Source organism: Methylobacterium sp. 174MFSha1.1 (assembly GCF_900116815.1).
Taxonomy (GTDB): Bacteria; Pseudomonadota; Alphaproteobacteria; order Rhizobiales; family Beijerinckiaceae; genus Methylobacterium.
The window spans coordinates 79,924-94,865 of record NZ_FPCB01000028.1 but is presented as its reverse complement, the minus strand read 5'-3'; the positions used below and the strand labels follow the sequence as shown (position 1 = coordinate 94,865).

The 14,942-nt window shown below is 68.5% G+C and carries 13 protein-coding genes and 1 tRNA gene; 10 read left to right on the top strand and 4 right to left on the bottom strand.

What is annotated here, in order from left to right; translation table 11 throughout:
• The first annotated feature begins 123 nt into the window (after positions 1-123).
• The 8 genes from BM430_RS23280 (at position 124) to BM430_RS23245 (ending at position 8,209) form a co-directional block, all read left to right on the top strand.
• Positions 124-199 (top strand) — tRNA-Lys (locus tag BM430_RS23280).
• Between the two features lie 312 nt (positions 200-511).
• A complete protein-coding gene (locus BM430_RS23275) occupies positions 512-1,585 on the top strand; it encodes a GSCFA domain-containing protein (protein ID WP_093569646.1) in 1,074 nt (357 codons plus the stop codon).
• Positions 1,582-2,478 (top strand): WcbI family polysaccharide biosynthesis putative acetyltransferase, encoded by an 897-nt coding sequence (locus tag BM430_RS23270; protein WP_093569625.1) that lies wholly within the window; start codon positions 1,582-1,584, stop codon positions 2,476-2,478. Before BM430_RS23275 ends, BM430_RS23270 begins: the two co-directional genes overlap by 4 nt.
• Positions 2,479-2,678: 200 nt before the next feature.
• Positions 2,679-3,206, top strand: coding sequence for a hypothetical protein (locus tag BM430_RS23265; protein WP_348273094.1), 528 nt, complete (start codon positions 2,679-2,681; stop codon positions 3,204-3,206).
• A gap of 249 nt (positions 3,207-3,455) precedes the next feature.
• Complete coding sequence (locus BM430_RS23260) at positions 3,456-4,382, top strand: ABC transporter ATP-binding protein (protein WP_093569623.1); 927 nt, start codon at positions 3,456-3,458, stop codon at positions 4,380-4,382.
• On the top strand, positions 4,379-5,140 hold the full coding sequence (locus tag BM430_RS23255) for an ABC transporter permease (protein WP_093569622.1): 762 nt from the start codon (positions 4,379-4,381) through the stop codon (positions 5,138-5,140). Before BM430_RS23260 ends, BM430_RS23255 begins: the two co-directional genes overlap by 4 nt.
• 73 nt (positions 5,141-5,213) lie before the next feature.
• The gene (locus tag BM430_RS23250) at positions 5,214-6,812 is read left to right on the top strand and encodes an ABC transporter substrate-binding protein (RefSeq protein ID WP_093569621.1); all 1,599 of its coding nucleotides are present in this window, start codon (positions 5,214-5,216) and stop codon (positions 6,810-6,812) included.
• An 11-nt stretch (positions 6,813-6,823) separates the two neighbouring features.
• Positions 6,824-8,209, top strand: coding sequence for an amidase (locus tag BM430_RS23245; protein WP_244539630.1), 1,386 nt, complete (start codon positions 6,824-6,826; stop codon positions 8,207-8,209).
• A gap of 412 nt (positions 8,210-8,621) precedes the next feature.
• Here BM430_RS23245 and BM430_RS23240 read toward each other — a convergent pair whose 3' ends face one another.
• The 4 genes from BM430_RS23240 to BM430_RS23225 all read right to left on the bottom strand — a co-directional run bounded on the left by BM430_RS23240 (position 8,622) and on the right by BM430_RS23225 (position 12,763).
• Positions 8,622-9,449, bottom strand: coding sequence for an SGNH/GDSL hydrolase family protein (locus BM430_RS23240; protein ID WP_177303146.1), 828 nt, complete (start codon positions 9,447-9,449; stop codon positions 8,622-8,624).
• A 326-nt stretch (positions 9,450-9,775) separates the two neighbouring features.
• Positions 9,776-10,087, bottom strand: a complete 312-nt coding sequence (locus BM430_RS23235; protein WP_093569618.1) for an AtuA-related protein — start codon at positions 10,085-10,087, stop codon at positions 9,776-9,778.
• An 11-nt stretch (positions 10,088-10,098) separates the two neighbouring features.
• Positions 10,099-11,436, bottom strand: coding sequence for an acyclic terpene utilization AtuA family protein (locus BM430_RS23230; RefSeq protein ID WP_093569617.1), 1,338 nt, complete (start codon positions 11,434-11,436; stop codon positions 10,099-10,101).
• 16 nt (positions 11,437-11,452) lie between these two features.
• Positions 11,453-12,763, bottom strand: coding sequence for a CitMHS family transporter (locus BM430_RS23225; protein WP_093569616.1), 1,311 nt, complete (start codon positions 12,761-12,763; stop codon positions 11,453-11,455).
• Positions 12,764-12,878: 115 nt separating this feature from the next.
• Here BM430_RS23225 and BM430_RS23220 point away from each other — a divergent pair, with 115 nt between their 5' ends.
• A complete protein-coding gene (locus BM430_RS23220; protein ID WP_093569615.1) occupies positions 12,879-13,787 on the top strand; it encodes a LysR family transcriptional regulator in 909 nt (302 codons plus the stop codon).
• A 481-nt stretch (positions 13,788-14,268) separates the two neighbouring features.
• Positions 14,269-14,940, top strand: coding sequence for an aldehyde dehydrogenase iron-sulfur subunit PaoA (paoA, locus tag BM430_RS23215; RefSeq protein WP_093569614.1), 672 nt, complete (start codon positions 14,269-14,271; stop codon positions 14,938-14,940).
• Positions 14,941-14,942: the final 2 nt, after the last annotated feature.

Genomic DNA, 14,942 nt, shown 5'->3' with positions numbered 1-14,942 from the left:
GCGAAGCTTGTGTGGGCGGCCGTGGTCCCCGGTTGACCCGGCCGCGTCAACCCCCTATGTCCGCCTCTGCTCCGAACAGGACCTGGGCCGGCCCGCCAGCGCCGTGCCGCCATCCCCGGGAGCGGGCGCGTAGCTCAGCTGGTAGAGCAACGGACTTTTAATCTGTAGGTCCTGGGTTCGAGTCCCAGCGCGCTCACCATCTCGTCACGGGAACGACGGACCCAGTCCACACGATATCCCCGGCATGCTGCGGGCCGGGTGCCGCCCTGCCCGCCTCTCTCCGAGCCTGTGTCGCCGGGTGCCACGACCCTTGAGTGCCTCCTTCCCGCGGAGTAGAAACCAAAGGTATCTGGATCACTCGGCTTCCAGGGAGGCCGGGCGGGAGACGCCTTCATCAATGCCGGCCTCGCTCAAGCGTTGATCAGCATCCACACATTCGGCACGGGCGCGCAGATTGGTCGAGAGGCGTGTCGTCTCATCGATGGGCAGGCTTCGTGCAGAGGGGCAGACAGTGACGAATCCCTATCGAGGCAAGCCCGATTTTCAATTCTGGCGCAAATCCGTCGCGATGCCGGCTCCGACGGAGGTCGATCCGGTCGTCAGCACCAACATCCAGATCGGGCACGAGACCCGGATCGCCACGGCCGGAAGCTGCTTTGCCCAGCACATCGCCCGCACCCTGGTCGGTCAGGGCTTCCATTACATGGTCGCGGAGTCGAAGCCGGCCTTCGACTTCAGCCAGAATGAAAATTACGGCACGTTCTCGGCGCGGTACGGAAACATCTACACGGTCCGGCAATTGTCGCAGCTCTTCGAGAGAGCCTACTCGCTGTACGAACCGGAGGAGGTCGCCTGGGTTCGCGAGGACGGGCGCTACATCGATCCGTTCAGGCCGCAGATCCAATCTCACGGGTTCGAGACGATCGAGCAACTGGTCGAGGATCGCGAAGCCCATCTGGATGCGGTCCGTACCGTGTTCGAGGATTGCGATGTCTTCATCTTCACGCTCGGCCTGACCGAAGCGTGGATCTCGAACCGCGACGGTGCCGTCTTTCCGCTGGCACCGGGTGTCGTCAGCCCCGGCGTCGATCCCGCCAGCTACGCTTTTCACAACTTCACGGTCGGTGAAATACAGGAAGACTTGATCAAGTTCCTGCAGAGACTGAAAAAAATCAACCCTCGTGTCAGCGTGTTGCTGACGGTGTCTCCCGTGCCGCTCATCGCGACCTACGAGAACCGCCACGTCCTGACTGCGACGACCTACAGCAAGTCGGTGCTCCGCGTCGTCGCCGACCAGGTGGCCGGTGCGTTCGATTGGGTGGAATATTTCCCTTCCTACGAGATGATCACGGGAAGCCACACACGTGGCGCGTTCTTCGCCGACGATCTGCGAGACGTGACGCCGGACGGCGTCGCCTACGTGATGCGAACCTTCTCGAATCACTACCTCGGCTCATCGCATTCAGCTCGAATCGCTGATCCATCACCGTCAATTTCAGACAGTGAATTTGAAAAGAGGATGAAAAACATCAGAGAACTTTCGACAATCATCTGCGACGAAGAGGTTATTGAGGAAAGTCTATGAGCATTTTACGAATTGGCTTCATCGGATCCTGTCAGGTCGCCGGCATGAAGGCGACCGCGGAAAAGCTGCTGCCGAGCGCGCTCATCGACGCACAACACATTCATGTCACCATGCGCCCGGAAGATGTGCGCGAACACGTCAGGCATTTCGACGTCGTCATCACGCAGGTCGGTGACGGCGACGCCGACATGCCTTACCTGCGCGCCAGTTCCCTGACCTCTCCGACGTTGAAGGCCGTCTATCTGCCGACGTTCGTCTTCAGCGGCCTTCATCCTGACATGGCGTATATCGCCGATCACGGAAAAGTCGTTCATGGCGCCCACAGCGACATGCACTCCATCATCGGCGCGGCCTGCTTCCTGGCGCAGCTGAGCGAAGCCAGAGCCGCGAAGTTATTCAATAAGTATATCTTTGCCGAACTTGGCTATTTTGCGGAGTATGAGGTCTCGTATCGATTCATGAGGGAGACGTACGCGGCAGCCGGCTACGATGTGGATGGGCTCGTCGAGCGTCTTCTCGCCGAATCCGGCGCCTTCATGCACACGATCAATCATCCCTCGATTCAGATTATCGCCGAGCTGACGACGCAGGCCTTGAAGAAGGCCGGCATCGTTGCGCCGGACGTAGCAGTCCCGACCGATGTGCACGATGCCCTCAAGGAGCATTTCGTCGGACCGGTCTTCCCCCCTCTCGCCCGATCCATCGGCTTGGCTGGCAGCACGACGTACCTGAAGCCGGCGCAGTCCGGCGATGATCGCGAGATTGGCCTGGAAGAATACTTGAAGCGCTCATACGAGATATACAGGTCCGTGGACAGAGAGACGATCGCGCAGGGACGGATACGCGAGGCCTTCGGCACCATCGGCGCCCTCGTCGCACCACCGCGCTCGTAAATGGATGTCGTCCAGGTAAAGCCAGGGGCGAAACAGGCTCGACGCACCCGGTCGCTGCCGAAGCGGGCCCGCTGATTCCTCTTGAGGACACCGGCGCCCTCTTCGTTGACGAGCCTGACCGCCTGTGCAAGGAGCCGTTGCCCAGTTTGTCTGGAGGGGCAATGTCGGGGAATGATGCGCTCATGAAGGCCTTGGCTGATGTGAGCCAACGGAGAGCGGCGCTCGAGGCCGAGTACGAGCGCATCGGGGCGGAGCTGGCCAAGCTCCGGCTCGCCGAGAACGCGCTCCGGGCGATCATCGAGGATACGCCGATCGAGGATCTCGGGCTGTCGCTGCCCTCGGCGGGCCCGGCCTCTGGTCCGGATCGCGGCGAGCCCCGCGCGGGGGGGCGGCGCGGACCGCGCGGACCGCGGGCGAACTCGACCAAGGGCCGCCTCAAGGCGCTGATAGACGGCGCCGGGCCGCAGGGCCTGTCGCAGCCGCAGATCCTGCGCGCGCTGCCCGACGCGGCACCGGCGACCATCAACGCCTATCTGAGCGCGATGGTCACCGCCGGCGAGGCGCTGCAGGTCGGCAACTTCTACACCAAGGTCCGGAGCCGGGACGACGCCGAGGCACCGGAGGACAACGAGGACCAGCGGCCGGAGACCGACGAGGACGCCTATGACGGCGACGACCTCGACGACGAGGACGGCCCGGACCGGGACGGACCCGGAAAGGCCGCCTGACCGGCAGCACCGCCGGGTGCGCCAGCGCACCAACCCGACGCCGGAAGGAGCGCATAGCGGCGCCGCACCGAGCCGGTTTTCCGTCGCGCTCAAGCCCGAGCGCGACGGCTTGCCCGTAGTGACTTGCCGGCGCTGACTTGCCGATCACGATTCGCGGGCAACGACTTGCCGGCAACGGATGGTGGCCATCCCGCCATCTCCGGCCTAGGTGAGCGCGACACCGCTCGCCCCAGCACGCCCCGGGACCGGATGACGCCCATCATCACGATCAGTAACCTGTCGAAGACCTACGCCTCGGGTCACGCCGCGCTCAAGCGCGTCGACCTGACCGTCCGCCAGGGCGAGATCTTCGCCCTGCTCGGGCCGAACGGCGCCGGCAAGACGACCCTCATCAGCATCATCTGCGGCATCGTCACGCCGAGCACCGGCACGGTGACGGTCGGCGGGCACGACATCCTGACCGAGCCCCGCGCCGCGCGGCGCCTCATCGGCCTGGTGCCGCAGGAGCTCACCGCCGACGCCTTCGAGACGGTGTGGGCGACGGTGAGCTTCAGCCGCGGCCTGTTCGGCCTGAAAGCCGACCCCGCCCACGTGGAGCAGGTCCTGCGCGACCTCTCGCTGTGGGAGAAGCGCGACGCGAAGATCATGACCCTGTCGGGGGGCATGAAGCGCCGGGTGCTGATCGCCAAGGCACTCGCCCACGAGCCGCGCATCCTGTTCCTCGACGAGCCCACCGCCGGCGTCGACGTGGCGCTCCGCCAGGACATGTGGCGCATGGTGCGCCGCCTGCGCGACCAGGGCGTCACCGTCATCCTCACCACCCACTACATCGAAGAGGCCGAGGAAATGGCCGACCGGGTGGGGGTGATCGCCAAGGGCGAGATCGTGCTGGTCGAGGAGAAGGCCGAGCTGATGCGCAAGCTCGGCCGCAAGGAGCTGACGCTCCAGCTCCACGAGCCCCTCGGCACGCTGCCGCCGGCGCTCGCCGACCACCCGCTGACGCTGTCGGAGGACGGGGCCGCGCTGACCTACACCTACGACACCAAGGCCGAGCGCACCGGCATCACGACGCTGCTCACCGACCTCGCCGCCGCCGGCATCCGCTTCCGCGATCTCCAGACCCGTCAGAGCTCGCTCGAGGACATCTTCGTCGACCTGGTGAGGGACCGCGCATGAACTGGCCCGCCATCCGCGCCATCTACGGCTTCGAGATGCACCGCGCCTTCCGCACGCTGCTCCAGAGCATCGTCGCGCCGGTGATCTCGACCTCGCTGTACTTCGTGGTGTTCGGCGCCGCGATCGGCGGGCGGATCACCTCGGTCGACGGGGTGCCCTACGGCGCCTTCATCGTGCCGGGCCTGATCATGCTGACGCTCTTGACGCAAAGCATCGCCAACGCCTCGTTCGGCATCTACTTCCCGCGCTTCTCCGGCACGATCTACGAGATCCTGTCGGCGCCGATCTCGGCGGTGGAGATCGTCGCCGGCTATGTCGGGGCGGCGGCGACCAAGTCGATCATGCTCGGGCTGATCATCCTGGCGACCTCGGCCCTGTTCGTGCCGCTGCGCATCGAGCACCCGTTCGTGATGGTGTTCTTCCTGGTCCTCACCGCCGTCACCTTCAGCCTGTTCGGCTTCGTGATCGGCCTGTGGGCGGACGGGTTCGAGAAGCTGCAGCTGGTGCCGCTGCTCATCGTCACGCCGCTGACCTTCCTCGGCGGCAGCTTCTACTCCATCGACATGCTGCCGCCGGTGTGGCGGACGGTCAGCCTGGTCAACCCGGTCGTCTACCTGATCAGCGGCTTCCGCTGGAGCTTCTACGGCCACTCGGACGTCAACCCGGCGGTGAGCGTCGTCATGGCTCTGGTCTTCCTGGCCGCCTGCCTCGCGGCGGTGGCGTGGATCTTCCGGACGGGGTACCGGCTCAAGAGCTAACGATTCGACTTCGCGAGAGCCGGACTGGCCCGGCTCTTGCGGCGGCGGACGAGCCCTTACGGAGCCCGCCGCCATGCCCCGTCCGCTCTGCCTCTCCGCCGCCCTCTCGGCGCTCCTCCTCGCCGCACCGGCCCGGGCCGAATCGGTCCTGCGCATCGGCATGACCGCCGCCGACGTGCCGACCACCACCGGCATGCCGAATAACGGCTTCGAGGGGATGCGCTTTCTCGGCTACCCGGTCTTCGAGGGGCTGGTGCTGTGGGACCTCTCGCGCACCGACCGGCTGGCGAATCTGCGGCCGGGTCTGGCGGAAAAGTGGGAGCAGGCGCCGGACGACGCGAAGACCTGGATCTTCCACCTGCGCCAGGGTGTGCGCTTCCACGACGGCACCGCCTTCGATGCCGACGCGGTGATCTGGAACCTCGACCGCTACTTCAAGCAGGACAGCCCGCAATACGAGCCGCCGGCCGCCGGCATCACCCGGGCGCGAGCGCCGTTGCTCGCGAGCTACCGCAAGATCGACGACCGCACGGTCGCCATCACCAGCGCGAGCCCGGCTTCGTACTTTCCCTACATGGTGGTCTACCTGCTCTTCACCTCGCCGGCCTCGTTCGAGGCGGCCGGGCGGGACTGGGCCAAGGTCGGGATGCTGCCGGCCGCCGGCACCGGGCCGTTCCGCATCACCGGGGTGCGGCCGCGCGAGGCGGTCGAGCTCGCCCGCAACCCGGATTACTGGGACCGGGAGAACCTGCCGAAGGTGGACAAGGTGCGGCTGATGCCGATCCCGGAGGCCAATGCCCGCATCGCGGCGCTCCGCGCGGGCCAGGTCGACTGGATCGAGGCGCCGGCGCCGGACGGGCTCGCCTCCTTGCGCCAGGCGGGCTTCACCATCACCACCGGCTCCTACCCGCATATCTGGCCATGGTTCTACAATATCGGCGCGGCGAACAGCCCGCTGAAGGACGTGCGGGTGCGCCGGGCGCTCAATTACTGCATCGACCGGGACGGGCTGGTGACCTTCCTGAACGGCACCGCCGAGCCGGCCGTGGGCTGGCTGAAGGCCTCCGATCCGGATTTCGGCTCCCCTGAGAACCGCTACCGCCTCGACCCGGACAAGGGCCGGGCACTCCTCGCCGAGGCCGGCTTCACCGACAAGAAGCCGCTGTCGCTCAAGGTGATGATCTCGACCTCCGGCTCAGGGCAGATGCAGCCGCTGCCGATGAACGAGTTCCTGCAGGAGAACCTGAAACAGACCTGCAACGTCGACGTCACGTTCAACGTGGTCGAGTGGCAGGTGCTGCTCAATGCCGGGCGGGCGGCGCCGGATTCGCCTTCGCTCCAGGGGGCGAACGCCCTCAACGTCTCCTCGCCCTCCTCGGACGTCGCCGTGATGGCGCGCTACTTTTCCTCCGCCAACGTCTCGCCGAAGGGCTTCAACTTCCCGCAATGGACGGATGCCCGCTTCGACGCGGCGCTCAGGGACCTCGCCGGGGCGACCGACCCGGAGGCCATCGCCCGGGCGACGCGGGCGGCGCATGAGCGTCTGGTCGATGATCCGCCCTGGCTGTACATCGTGCATGATCTCAACCCGCGGGCGATGTCGCCGCGGGTCAAGAACTTCGTCTCGCCCCAGTCATGGTTCGTCGACCTGACCCGGATCAGCGTACAGTGAGGAGTTCCACCGTGACCGATCCCGTCGAGCTTCCGGCCCACCAGCTCGCCCGCGCTATCGCATCCCGAAAAATCTCGCCGGTCGAGGCCGTGGAGGCGCATCTCGCCCGGATCGAGCGGCTGGAGCCGAAGCTGCGGGCCTTCGTCGCGGTCTACGGCGACGACGCGCGGCTCGCCGCCGAGGGCGCCGACCGGATGATCCGCGCCGGCCACGCCGTCGGCCCGCTCCACGGCGTGCCGGTGGCGCTCAAGGACCTGATCGACCTGGAGGGTCGGATCACCACCGGCGGCTCGGCGCATTTCCGCGAGCGCCGCGCCGCCGAGACCGCGACGATCGCCAAACGCATGCTGGCGCAGGGCATGATCGTGCTCGGCAAGACCCACACGGTCGAGTTCGCCTATGGCGGCTGGGGCACCAACCAGCACATGGGTACGCCGTGGAACCCCTGGGACCTCGCGACGCCGCGCACGCCCGGCGGTTCCTCGAGCGGCTCGGGCGTCGCGGTGGCGGCCCGGATGGCGCCCTGGGCGATCGGTACCGATACCGGCGGCTCTGTGCGGCTGCCGGCTTCGTTCTGCGGGCTGACCGGGCTCAAGGTCACGATCGGCCGGGTCAGCACCGCCGGCATCGTGCCGCTCAGCACCAGCCTCGACACGCCGGGGCCGATGGCGCGCAGCGTGGAGGACGTGGCGCTCCTCTACACGATCCTGTCCGGACCCGACCCGCGCGACCCGAACACCCGGGGCATCGCCCCCGAGGACCCGATGCCGGTCCTGCATCGCGGCGTGCGCGGATTGCGCCTCGCCCGGATGCCCGCCGTCGAGCGGGCGGGGGTCTCGTCCGAGATGCTGGATGCCTACGACGCCTCCCTGGAGGCGCTGGCGCGGCTCGGCGCCGAGATCGTCGAAGTCGATTTGCCGTTCCGCTTCGCCGACCTCGTGACCACTTCGGCGATCGTGCAGGCCGAGTGCTACTTCTTCAACGGCGTCCTGTCCGAGGACCGGGCCTCGCGCCTCGACGAGGATGTCCGCCTGCGCACGCTGGCGGGTGCCGGGGTAAGCGCGCAGGACTACCTGCGCACGAAGCGGATGCAGCAGGAGATGAAGGTCGCCTTCGCCCGGGCGATGGAGGGCATCGACGCGCTCCTCACCCCGACCACCGAGAGCGCGGCGATCCCCCTCGACACCGTCGACCAGACGGTGATGCCCTCGCGCTTCACCCGCTTCGGCAACCTGCTCGAACTCTGCGCCCTGGCGCTGCCGAACGGCGTCACGGCGGGCGGCCTGCCGCTCTCGCTCCAGATCGTCTGCCGCGGCTACGACGAGGCGACGGCACTCCGCATCGGGCAGGCGTATCAGGGGGCGACGGAGTGGCACCTGCGGGGGCCGGAGGTGTAGCGTCTCTATGATCTCACAGCGAATGTTTGCATCCCGCCCGCAAGCTCGCTCCGAGTTTACTTGATAGTCCGTGTCGATCATTCTCGGTGCATGAGCTGACAACTCTCGACGTCATCCCGGGGCTCGCCGCAGGCGAGAACCCGGGATCCATAACCGCTGACGGTGCAGACTCGGGCTGAACGCCATCCGCTTCATTCTGCAGCGTCGGCGGTTATGGATCCCGGGTTCCGCTGCGCGGCCCCGGGATGACATTGAGGGTGGCAATTCGATCAGCCAACCCGTTCAACCCGGCTCTCAGGATCAAGCCGCAGGTGGGATGGTCCGAAAGGCAGTCGCACAGCTCAAAATGCATGACGCCCCCGGACGGGATCCGTCCGAGGGCGTCGTTCCACCGCCACGATCGAGACCTCCGTCAGCCCCGCTTCAGCCCGACATTCCCCGGCAGCGGCTGGCGCTTGGCGCGGGCGACGGCCTGGAGCGGATCGGGCCGCGGGGTCACGGCGTCCTGGATGTCGCGGCCGAGCGCCTGGGCGAGGCAGGCATAGCCCAGGTCGCCCATGTGGAACTTGTCGGAGGACAGCATGCCGGCGAGCAGGTCCGGATCCTGGCGGTTCCAGTCCTTCATCAGAGCGTAGCGCGAGAAGACCGGCACCTCGGCCCCGGTCGCGACGGCCGCGACCAGACCGACGAAGCGCTCGTAGCGGGCGTGGTCGGGGATCGCCGGGTAATATTGCTGGTCGAGGATGATCAGGTCGCTGCCGGCGGCGCGGACGAGCGCGATGCCCTGCTCGAGCCGGACCCGGAACGCCGCCTCGCTGCCGCCGGTGATCGCGTCGTTGGTGCCCACCTGCCAGATCACCAGATCGGGCTTGACCGTCTGGTTCAGGGCCTCGGCGAGGCGCGCCAGGGTCTGGTCGGCGGTCTCGCCGCCGATGCCCGCATTGGTGACCTCGACCGGGGTGCCGCGCCAGGCGGCGCGCAGGGATTGCTGCAGCAGGTGCGGGTAGGTCCGGTCCGGCGCGGAGGCGCCGATGCCCTCGGTCGAGGACGAGCCGATGGCGAGCACCCGCACCGCCTCGCGCCGCGCCACGTGCGCCTCGGTCACGTCGAGGCTCATCCGCTCCAAAGCCGCCGGCAAGGCCGCCGGGCAGGCCGAAGCGGGACGGGCCGCAACCAGATGACCGGCGAGAATGGCCGCCGTCAGGCAGGCCATCCGGCCCAGGTGAAACCGGAGGAGCATGGCAGTTCCGGACAAGGAGGGAGGTGAACCGATTCGGTTCCGTATTTGTCGGGTAACATGCGCGTTACCACCGATCCAGCCCAAAATGAAGCTGAGCCAAGACGAACCCCGGGGCTCTGCTCGGCTGGTCAGCGAAAGTCGCGACGATCGCGGAGAAACGCGCAGGTTCGGCTCACCGCCGGTTAAGCTTGAGCCGCCGTTGACGGCCTGTCCTCTGCGCGCGACCTCGATCCGCATGCCGATGATGGGACGCGATCACGGGCCGGCCGGCAATCCCCGGCCGGCCGCGCTCCACATCATCATGAGCTTCCCTTGGGCCGGCCGACTCACGCCTCGTCGGGGATCTCCAGGTCGAGCAACGCCGCGCTCAAGCCCTTGCCGTGGGCGTCGAGCGCCAACGAGCGGGTGACGCCGCCGCCCAAGGCCCCGGTCATCACGAAGTTGAGGGCGCCGAGGCGGGGGAGGGTGTAGCGGGTCACCTCGCCCTGAACGACACCGGCGAAATGGGCCTGCACCCGCTCCGCGGTGACGTGGCGCTCCAGGCGCGGGTAATCGGCCGGATCGTGGGCGATCAGCGAGATGTTGGCGGTGTTGCCCTTGTCGCCGGTGCGGGAATGGGCGAGCGCGCGCAGCTTCATCGTCGTCTCCCTCACGCCTCGATCATCCGCACGCTCGGCCGGGCGAGCGCCGCCGGCACCAGCACCGAGAGCACGCCGACCACCTCGCGGGCCGATTTCCAGGCCCCGCCGCCGCCGGCCGGGCCGTTGGTGTAGAGGGTCTCGACCTCGTTGCCGATCCGCGCCGCCTCGCCGAGGCTGTCGCAGCGCCCGGCGACGCGGACGCGCACCTCGTAGGGCTCTGCCTCACCCGCCAGACGGGCGCCGTGCAGGGAATCGACGCCGATCAGGTCGAAGCGCAGCTCGCGCGCCCGAACGCCGGTGAGCTCCAGGCGCTCGCGCACGATGTCGAGGGCGAGGCGGCCGCGGGAAGCGGCGCCCGGGCCCGCATAGGAGATCTGGCCCTCGCCGATATAGGAATCGATCAACCCGACCGAGACCTTGAGGAGGCCGGTCGCCGGCAGGCCGCGCCCGCCCGTCACCCGCACCCGGTCGGGGCCGAGGGCCTCCAGCGTCACCTCGGAGAAATCCGCCACCACGTCGGGCTGGAGGTAGCGGGCGGGGTCGTGCACCTCGTAGAGCAGCTGCTCCTTGCAGGTGGCGAGCGTCACCTGCCCGCCCGATCCCGGCACCTTGGTGATCTCGATCCCGCCCGCCTCGTCGACGATGCCGATGGGAAAGCCGAGGCGGGCGAGACCGGCCACGTCCTTCACCCCGGGATCGGCGAAGTAGCCGCCGGTGATCTGGCCGGCGCATTCGAGGAGGTGGCCGGCGAGGGTGCCGCGGCCGAGCCGCTCCCAATCGTCCATGGCCCAGCCGAAGGCGTGGACGAGGGGGGCGAGGAAGAGCGCCGGGTCGCCGACCCGGCCGGTGATGACGACGTCGGCGCCTTGGCGCAAAGCCTCGGCGATCGGGCCCGCGCCGAGATAGGCATTGGCCGAGATCACCCGGTTGCCGAGGTCGCGTACCCGGCCGCCGGTCTCCAGGATCTCGAAGTCGCCGGCGCCGACCGCCTCCAGCACGTCGTCGCCGATCACCGCCGCCACCTTGAGGCCGGTGAGACCGAGGTCGCGGGCGATGGACCGGGTCTTCTCCGCGGCGGCGAGGGGGTTCGCCGCGCCCATATTGGTGACGATGCGGGTGCCGTTGCGCCGGCACGGCGCCAGCACCGCCCGCATCCGGGCCTCCAGCAGCGGGTCGTAGCCGGCGGCGGGGTCGCGCAGGCGGGCCTGCTGGGCGAGCGCGATGGTGCGCTCGGCCAGGCACTCGAAGACGAGGTAGTCGAGGGCGCCGTGCTCGGCGAGTTCGACGGCGGGCTCGATCCGGTCGCCGGCATAGCCGGCCCCGGCGCCCAGGCGGATAGCTTTCATCATCGATCTCCTCGGCTCAGAGCGGAAACACCCCGAAGGCGACGGCCGCGAAGGTCATCACCACGGAGGCCGCGAGCAGGAACGGGAAGGTGAACTTCTGGTGGTCGGCGAGGTCGATGCCGCACAGGCCGCAGACTAGGAAGGTCGCGGGGGTGAGGGGGCTGACCGGGAAGCCGGTGGTCATCTGGCCGAGCAGCGCGCCCTGCGCCACCTGGAGCGGCGGCACGCCGAGCTGGTGGGCGACCTCGGCCACCACCGGCAGCACGCCGAAATAGAACGAATCCGGGTCGAACAGCATGCTGAGCGGCATCGAGACGAGGCCGAGCGCGAAGGGGATGTGCGGGGCGAGGCCGGGCGGCACGAAGGCCACTGCGCCTTGCGCCATCGCCTTCAGCATGCCGGTGCCCTGCATGATGCCGGTGAACACGCCCGCCGCCAGCAGGATCGACGCCATCAGGATCGCCGCCTTGGCGTGGGCATCGATGCGCTGACGCTGCGCGTCGACGCTCGGGTAGTTGATGATCAGCGCGAGTGCCGTGCCGAGCATGAACATCAGCGCCGGCGGGATCTTTTCGGCCATCAGCACCATGGTGCCGAGCACCGCGACGGTGAGGACGAGGTTCGGCCAGAACCGGTCGGGCCGGCGCAAGGCCCGCTCGGCGTCGCTCAAGGCGCGCCCGCCGGCGGCGACGGCCTCTTCGGTGCCGGCCCCGGCCCGCTTCAGGCGGCGTTCCTCGCGCAGGCCGAGCCAGTACGAGACGGCGAAGATGAAAAGGAGGCCGACCGCCTGGACCGGCACCAGCGGCGTGAAGATGTCGGGGATCGGCAGCTTCAGGGCGGCGGAGGCGCGGATCATCGGCCCGGTCCAGGGCAGGAAGTTCACGCCGGCGGCGAGCGAGGCGGCGCAGGCGAGGATGCGCCGGTCGATCCCGACCCGGTCGTAGAGCGGCAGCATCGCCGGGATGGTGATCAGGAAGGTGACCGCGCCCGAGCCGTCGAGATGGATCAGCAGCGCGAGCAGCGTCGTGCCGGGCACGATCCGGCTCGGCCGGGTGCCGACGGTGGCGAGGATCCGGTCGATGATCGGGTCGAGCAATCCGGCATCGCTGACGATGCCGAAAAACAGGATCGCGAAGACGAACATCCCGACGACCGGCGCCAGGCTCTGGATGCCGGCGAGGACGAACTTGCCGGTATCGAGCCCGAAGCCGCCGACGAGGGCGGCGGCGACCGGGATGACGATCAGCGCCACGAGGGGCGACAGGCGCTTGGTCAGGATGGCGGCGAGCAGCAACGCGATCGTGCACAGGCCGAGCAGGGCCAGCATCGTTTCCTCCGGGGTTCGGCGCTCGGACGTGGCACCGTTCAGTGTGCCCGGATCACACCAAGGGGCCGACGATCCGGCAATTGAAAAGATCGGATCGTCCCGATAACCATCCGTTATGGATCTCAACCTGCGCCACGTCCGGGCCTTCGTGTCGGTCGCGCATCTGCGCAGCTTCACCCGGGCGGCCGCCCTGCTGAACCTGTCGCAGCCCGCGCTCACGGTGCAGATCCGCCGGCTGGAGGAGGCGCTGGCGGTGCGCCTCCTCGACCGCAACAGCCGCAGCGTCGAGCCGACCCGGGTCGGGCGCGAATTGCTGCCGGTGTTCCAGCGGGTGCTGCGCGAGCTCGACAGCGTGGTGATCGACACCCGCGACCTCGCAGCGCGGCGCCACGGCATCGTGCGGATCGCGGCCCTGCCCTCGGTGGCGGCCGGTGTCTTGCCGGACGCGATCGCGGCCTTCCGGGCGGCGCATCCGCGGATGGGCTTCGTCGTCAAGGACGCCATCGCCGAGCGGGTGCTGGCTTTGGTGCGGCGCGAGGAGGTCGACCTCGGGGTCACCGGCGGCGAGGTGCGCGATCCCGACGTGACGGTGCTCGCCCGCGCGGCGGACGCCCTGCACGTGGTCTACCCGGCGGGCCATCCGATCGGGGAGGCCGGAACCGTCACGCTGGAGGCGCTCGCCGAGTATCCCCTGGTGCTGATGGATGCCGAGACCAGCGTGCGCGCCGTCGTCGACGCCGCCTTCGTGGCCGCCGGCCGGCTGCCGGTGACCGCCTGCGAGGCGACCTACATGATGACGGCGGTCGGCATGGTGCGGGCCGGGCTCGGCCTCACCATCCTGCCGGGCTCCGCCCGCGAGATCCGGGCCGAGCCCGAGTTGCGCGCGCGTCCGATCGCCGAGGCGAGCTTTTCCAGGCCGGTCTGCCTGATCGCCAAGGCGGGGCGCACGCTGCCGGCCGCGGCGGAGGATTTTCTGGGGGAACTGGTGCCGGCGCTGGCGGCGGAGTTCTCGGGGGTGGGGTGAGCGGTCGAGGTGCTCATTCGACAGTACCGCAAGATGTGATCCCGTCCCACCCGCGCCCTCATCCCGAGGTGCCGGAGCGAAGCGGAGGCCTCGAAGGAGGCCTCCAGAAATCTGAATGGCTCCTTGCGACCTCCTTCGAAGTCAGTCGATTTCCAGCCGATTGATACCTCAGGATGATGGTGTATTTAAGATGTATTTGCTCATCAGCCAATCAGCCTTCGAATCTATCTAACGCAAAGTTTATTTTTCGACAGTTGAATGAGACGGCGCGAACAGCTTTCTGCCTCCCACGCATGAGGAAGCTGGACGGGAGCCACCCGCTCAACCGCCACCTCCGGCGCACGCGATGCCGCACCCGCGCCCCTCCCGGGACCCCTCCGCTCCGCCGCACGTTTGGTGAGCGATCGCGTCGCGGCCCAACGGCCGAGGCGGCGCAAGGCGCGCCCTCGGGCCGTCACCTCGTTTCGGGCCGGGAGGCACCATGGACAAGTCCGATTCCGCGCCGCTCTTGACGCGCCGGAGCGTTCTGGAGAGCGGCGTCGCCGCCGCGGCGGTGCTGGGCTTCGCCGGACCGCTCCGGGCCGCGACCGGGCAGGCGCCCGCGCCGCAGGCCCTCGCCGCCGAGCCGGCGACGCCGCGCATGCCGGTGACCCTCCAGGTCAACGGCCGGGCCCGGCCCCTCGATGTCGATCCGCGCACCACGCTCCTCGACGCTCTCCGCGAGCGCATCGGCCTCACCGGCTCGAAGAAGGGCTGCGACCACGGCCAGTGCGGCGCGTGCACGGTGCTGGTCAACGGAAGGCGGATCAATTCCTGCCTGACCCTCGCGGTGATGCACGAGGGCGACGAGATCCAGACCATCGAGGGGCTGGCCGAGGGCGACCAGCTGCACCCGCTCCAGGCCGCCTTCGTCAAGCATGACGGCTTCCAGTGCGGCTACTGCACGCCGGGCCAGATCTGCTCGGCCGCCGGGATGCTGAACGAAGCCAAGGCCGGCTGGCCTAGCACCGTGACGCAGGACCTGACCGCCAAGGTCGCCCTGACCGACGCGGAGATCCGCGAGCGGATGAGCGGCAATATCTGCCGCTGCTCCGCCTACCCGAACATCGTCGCGGCGATCCGCGAGGCCGGCGGCACCGCCACGCGGCTCTGAGG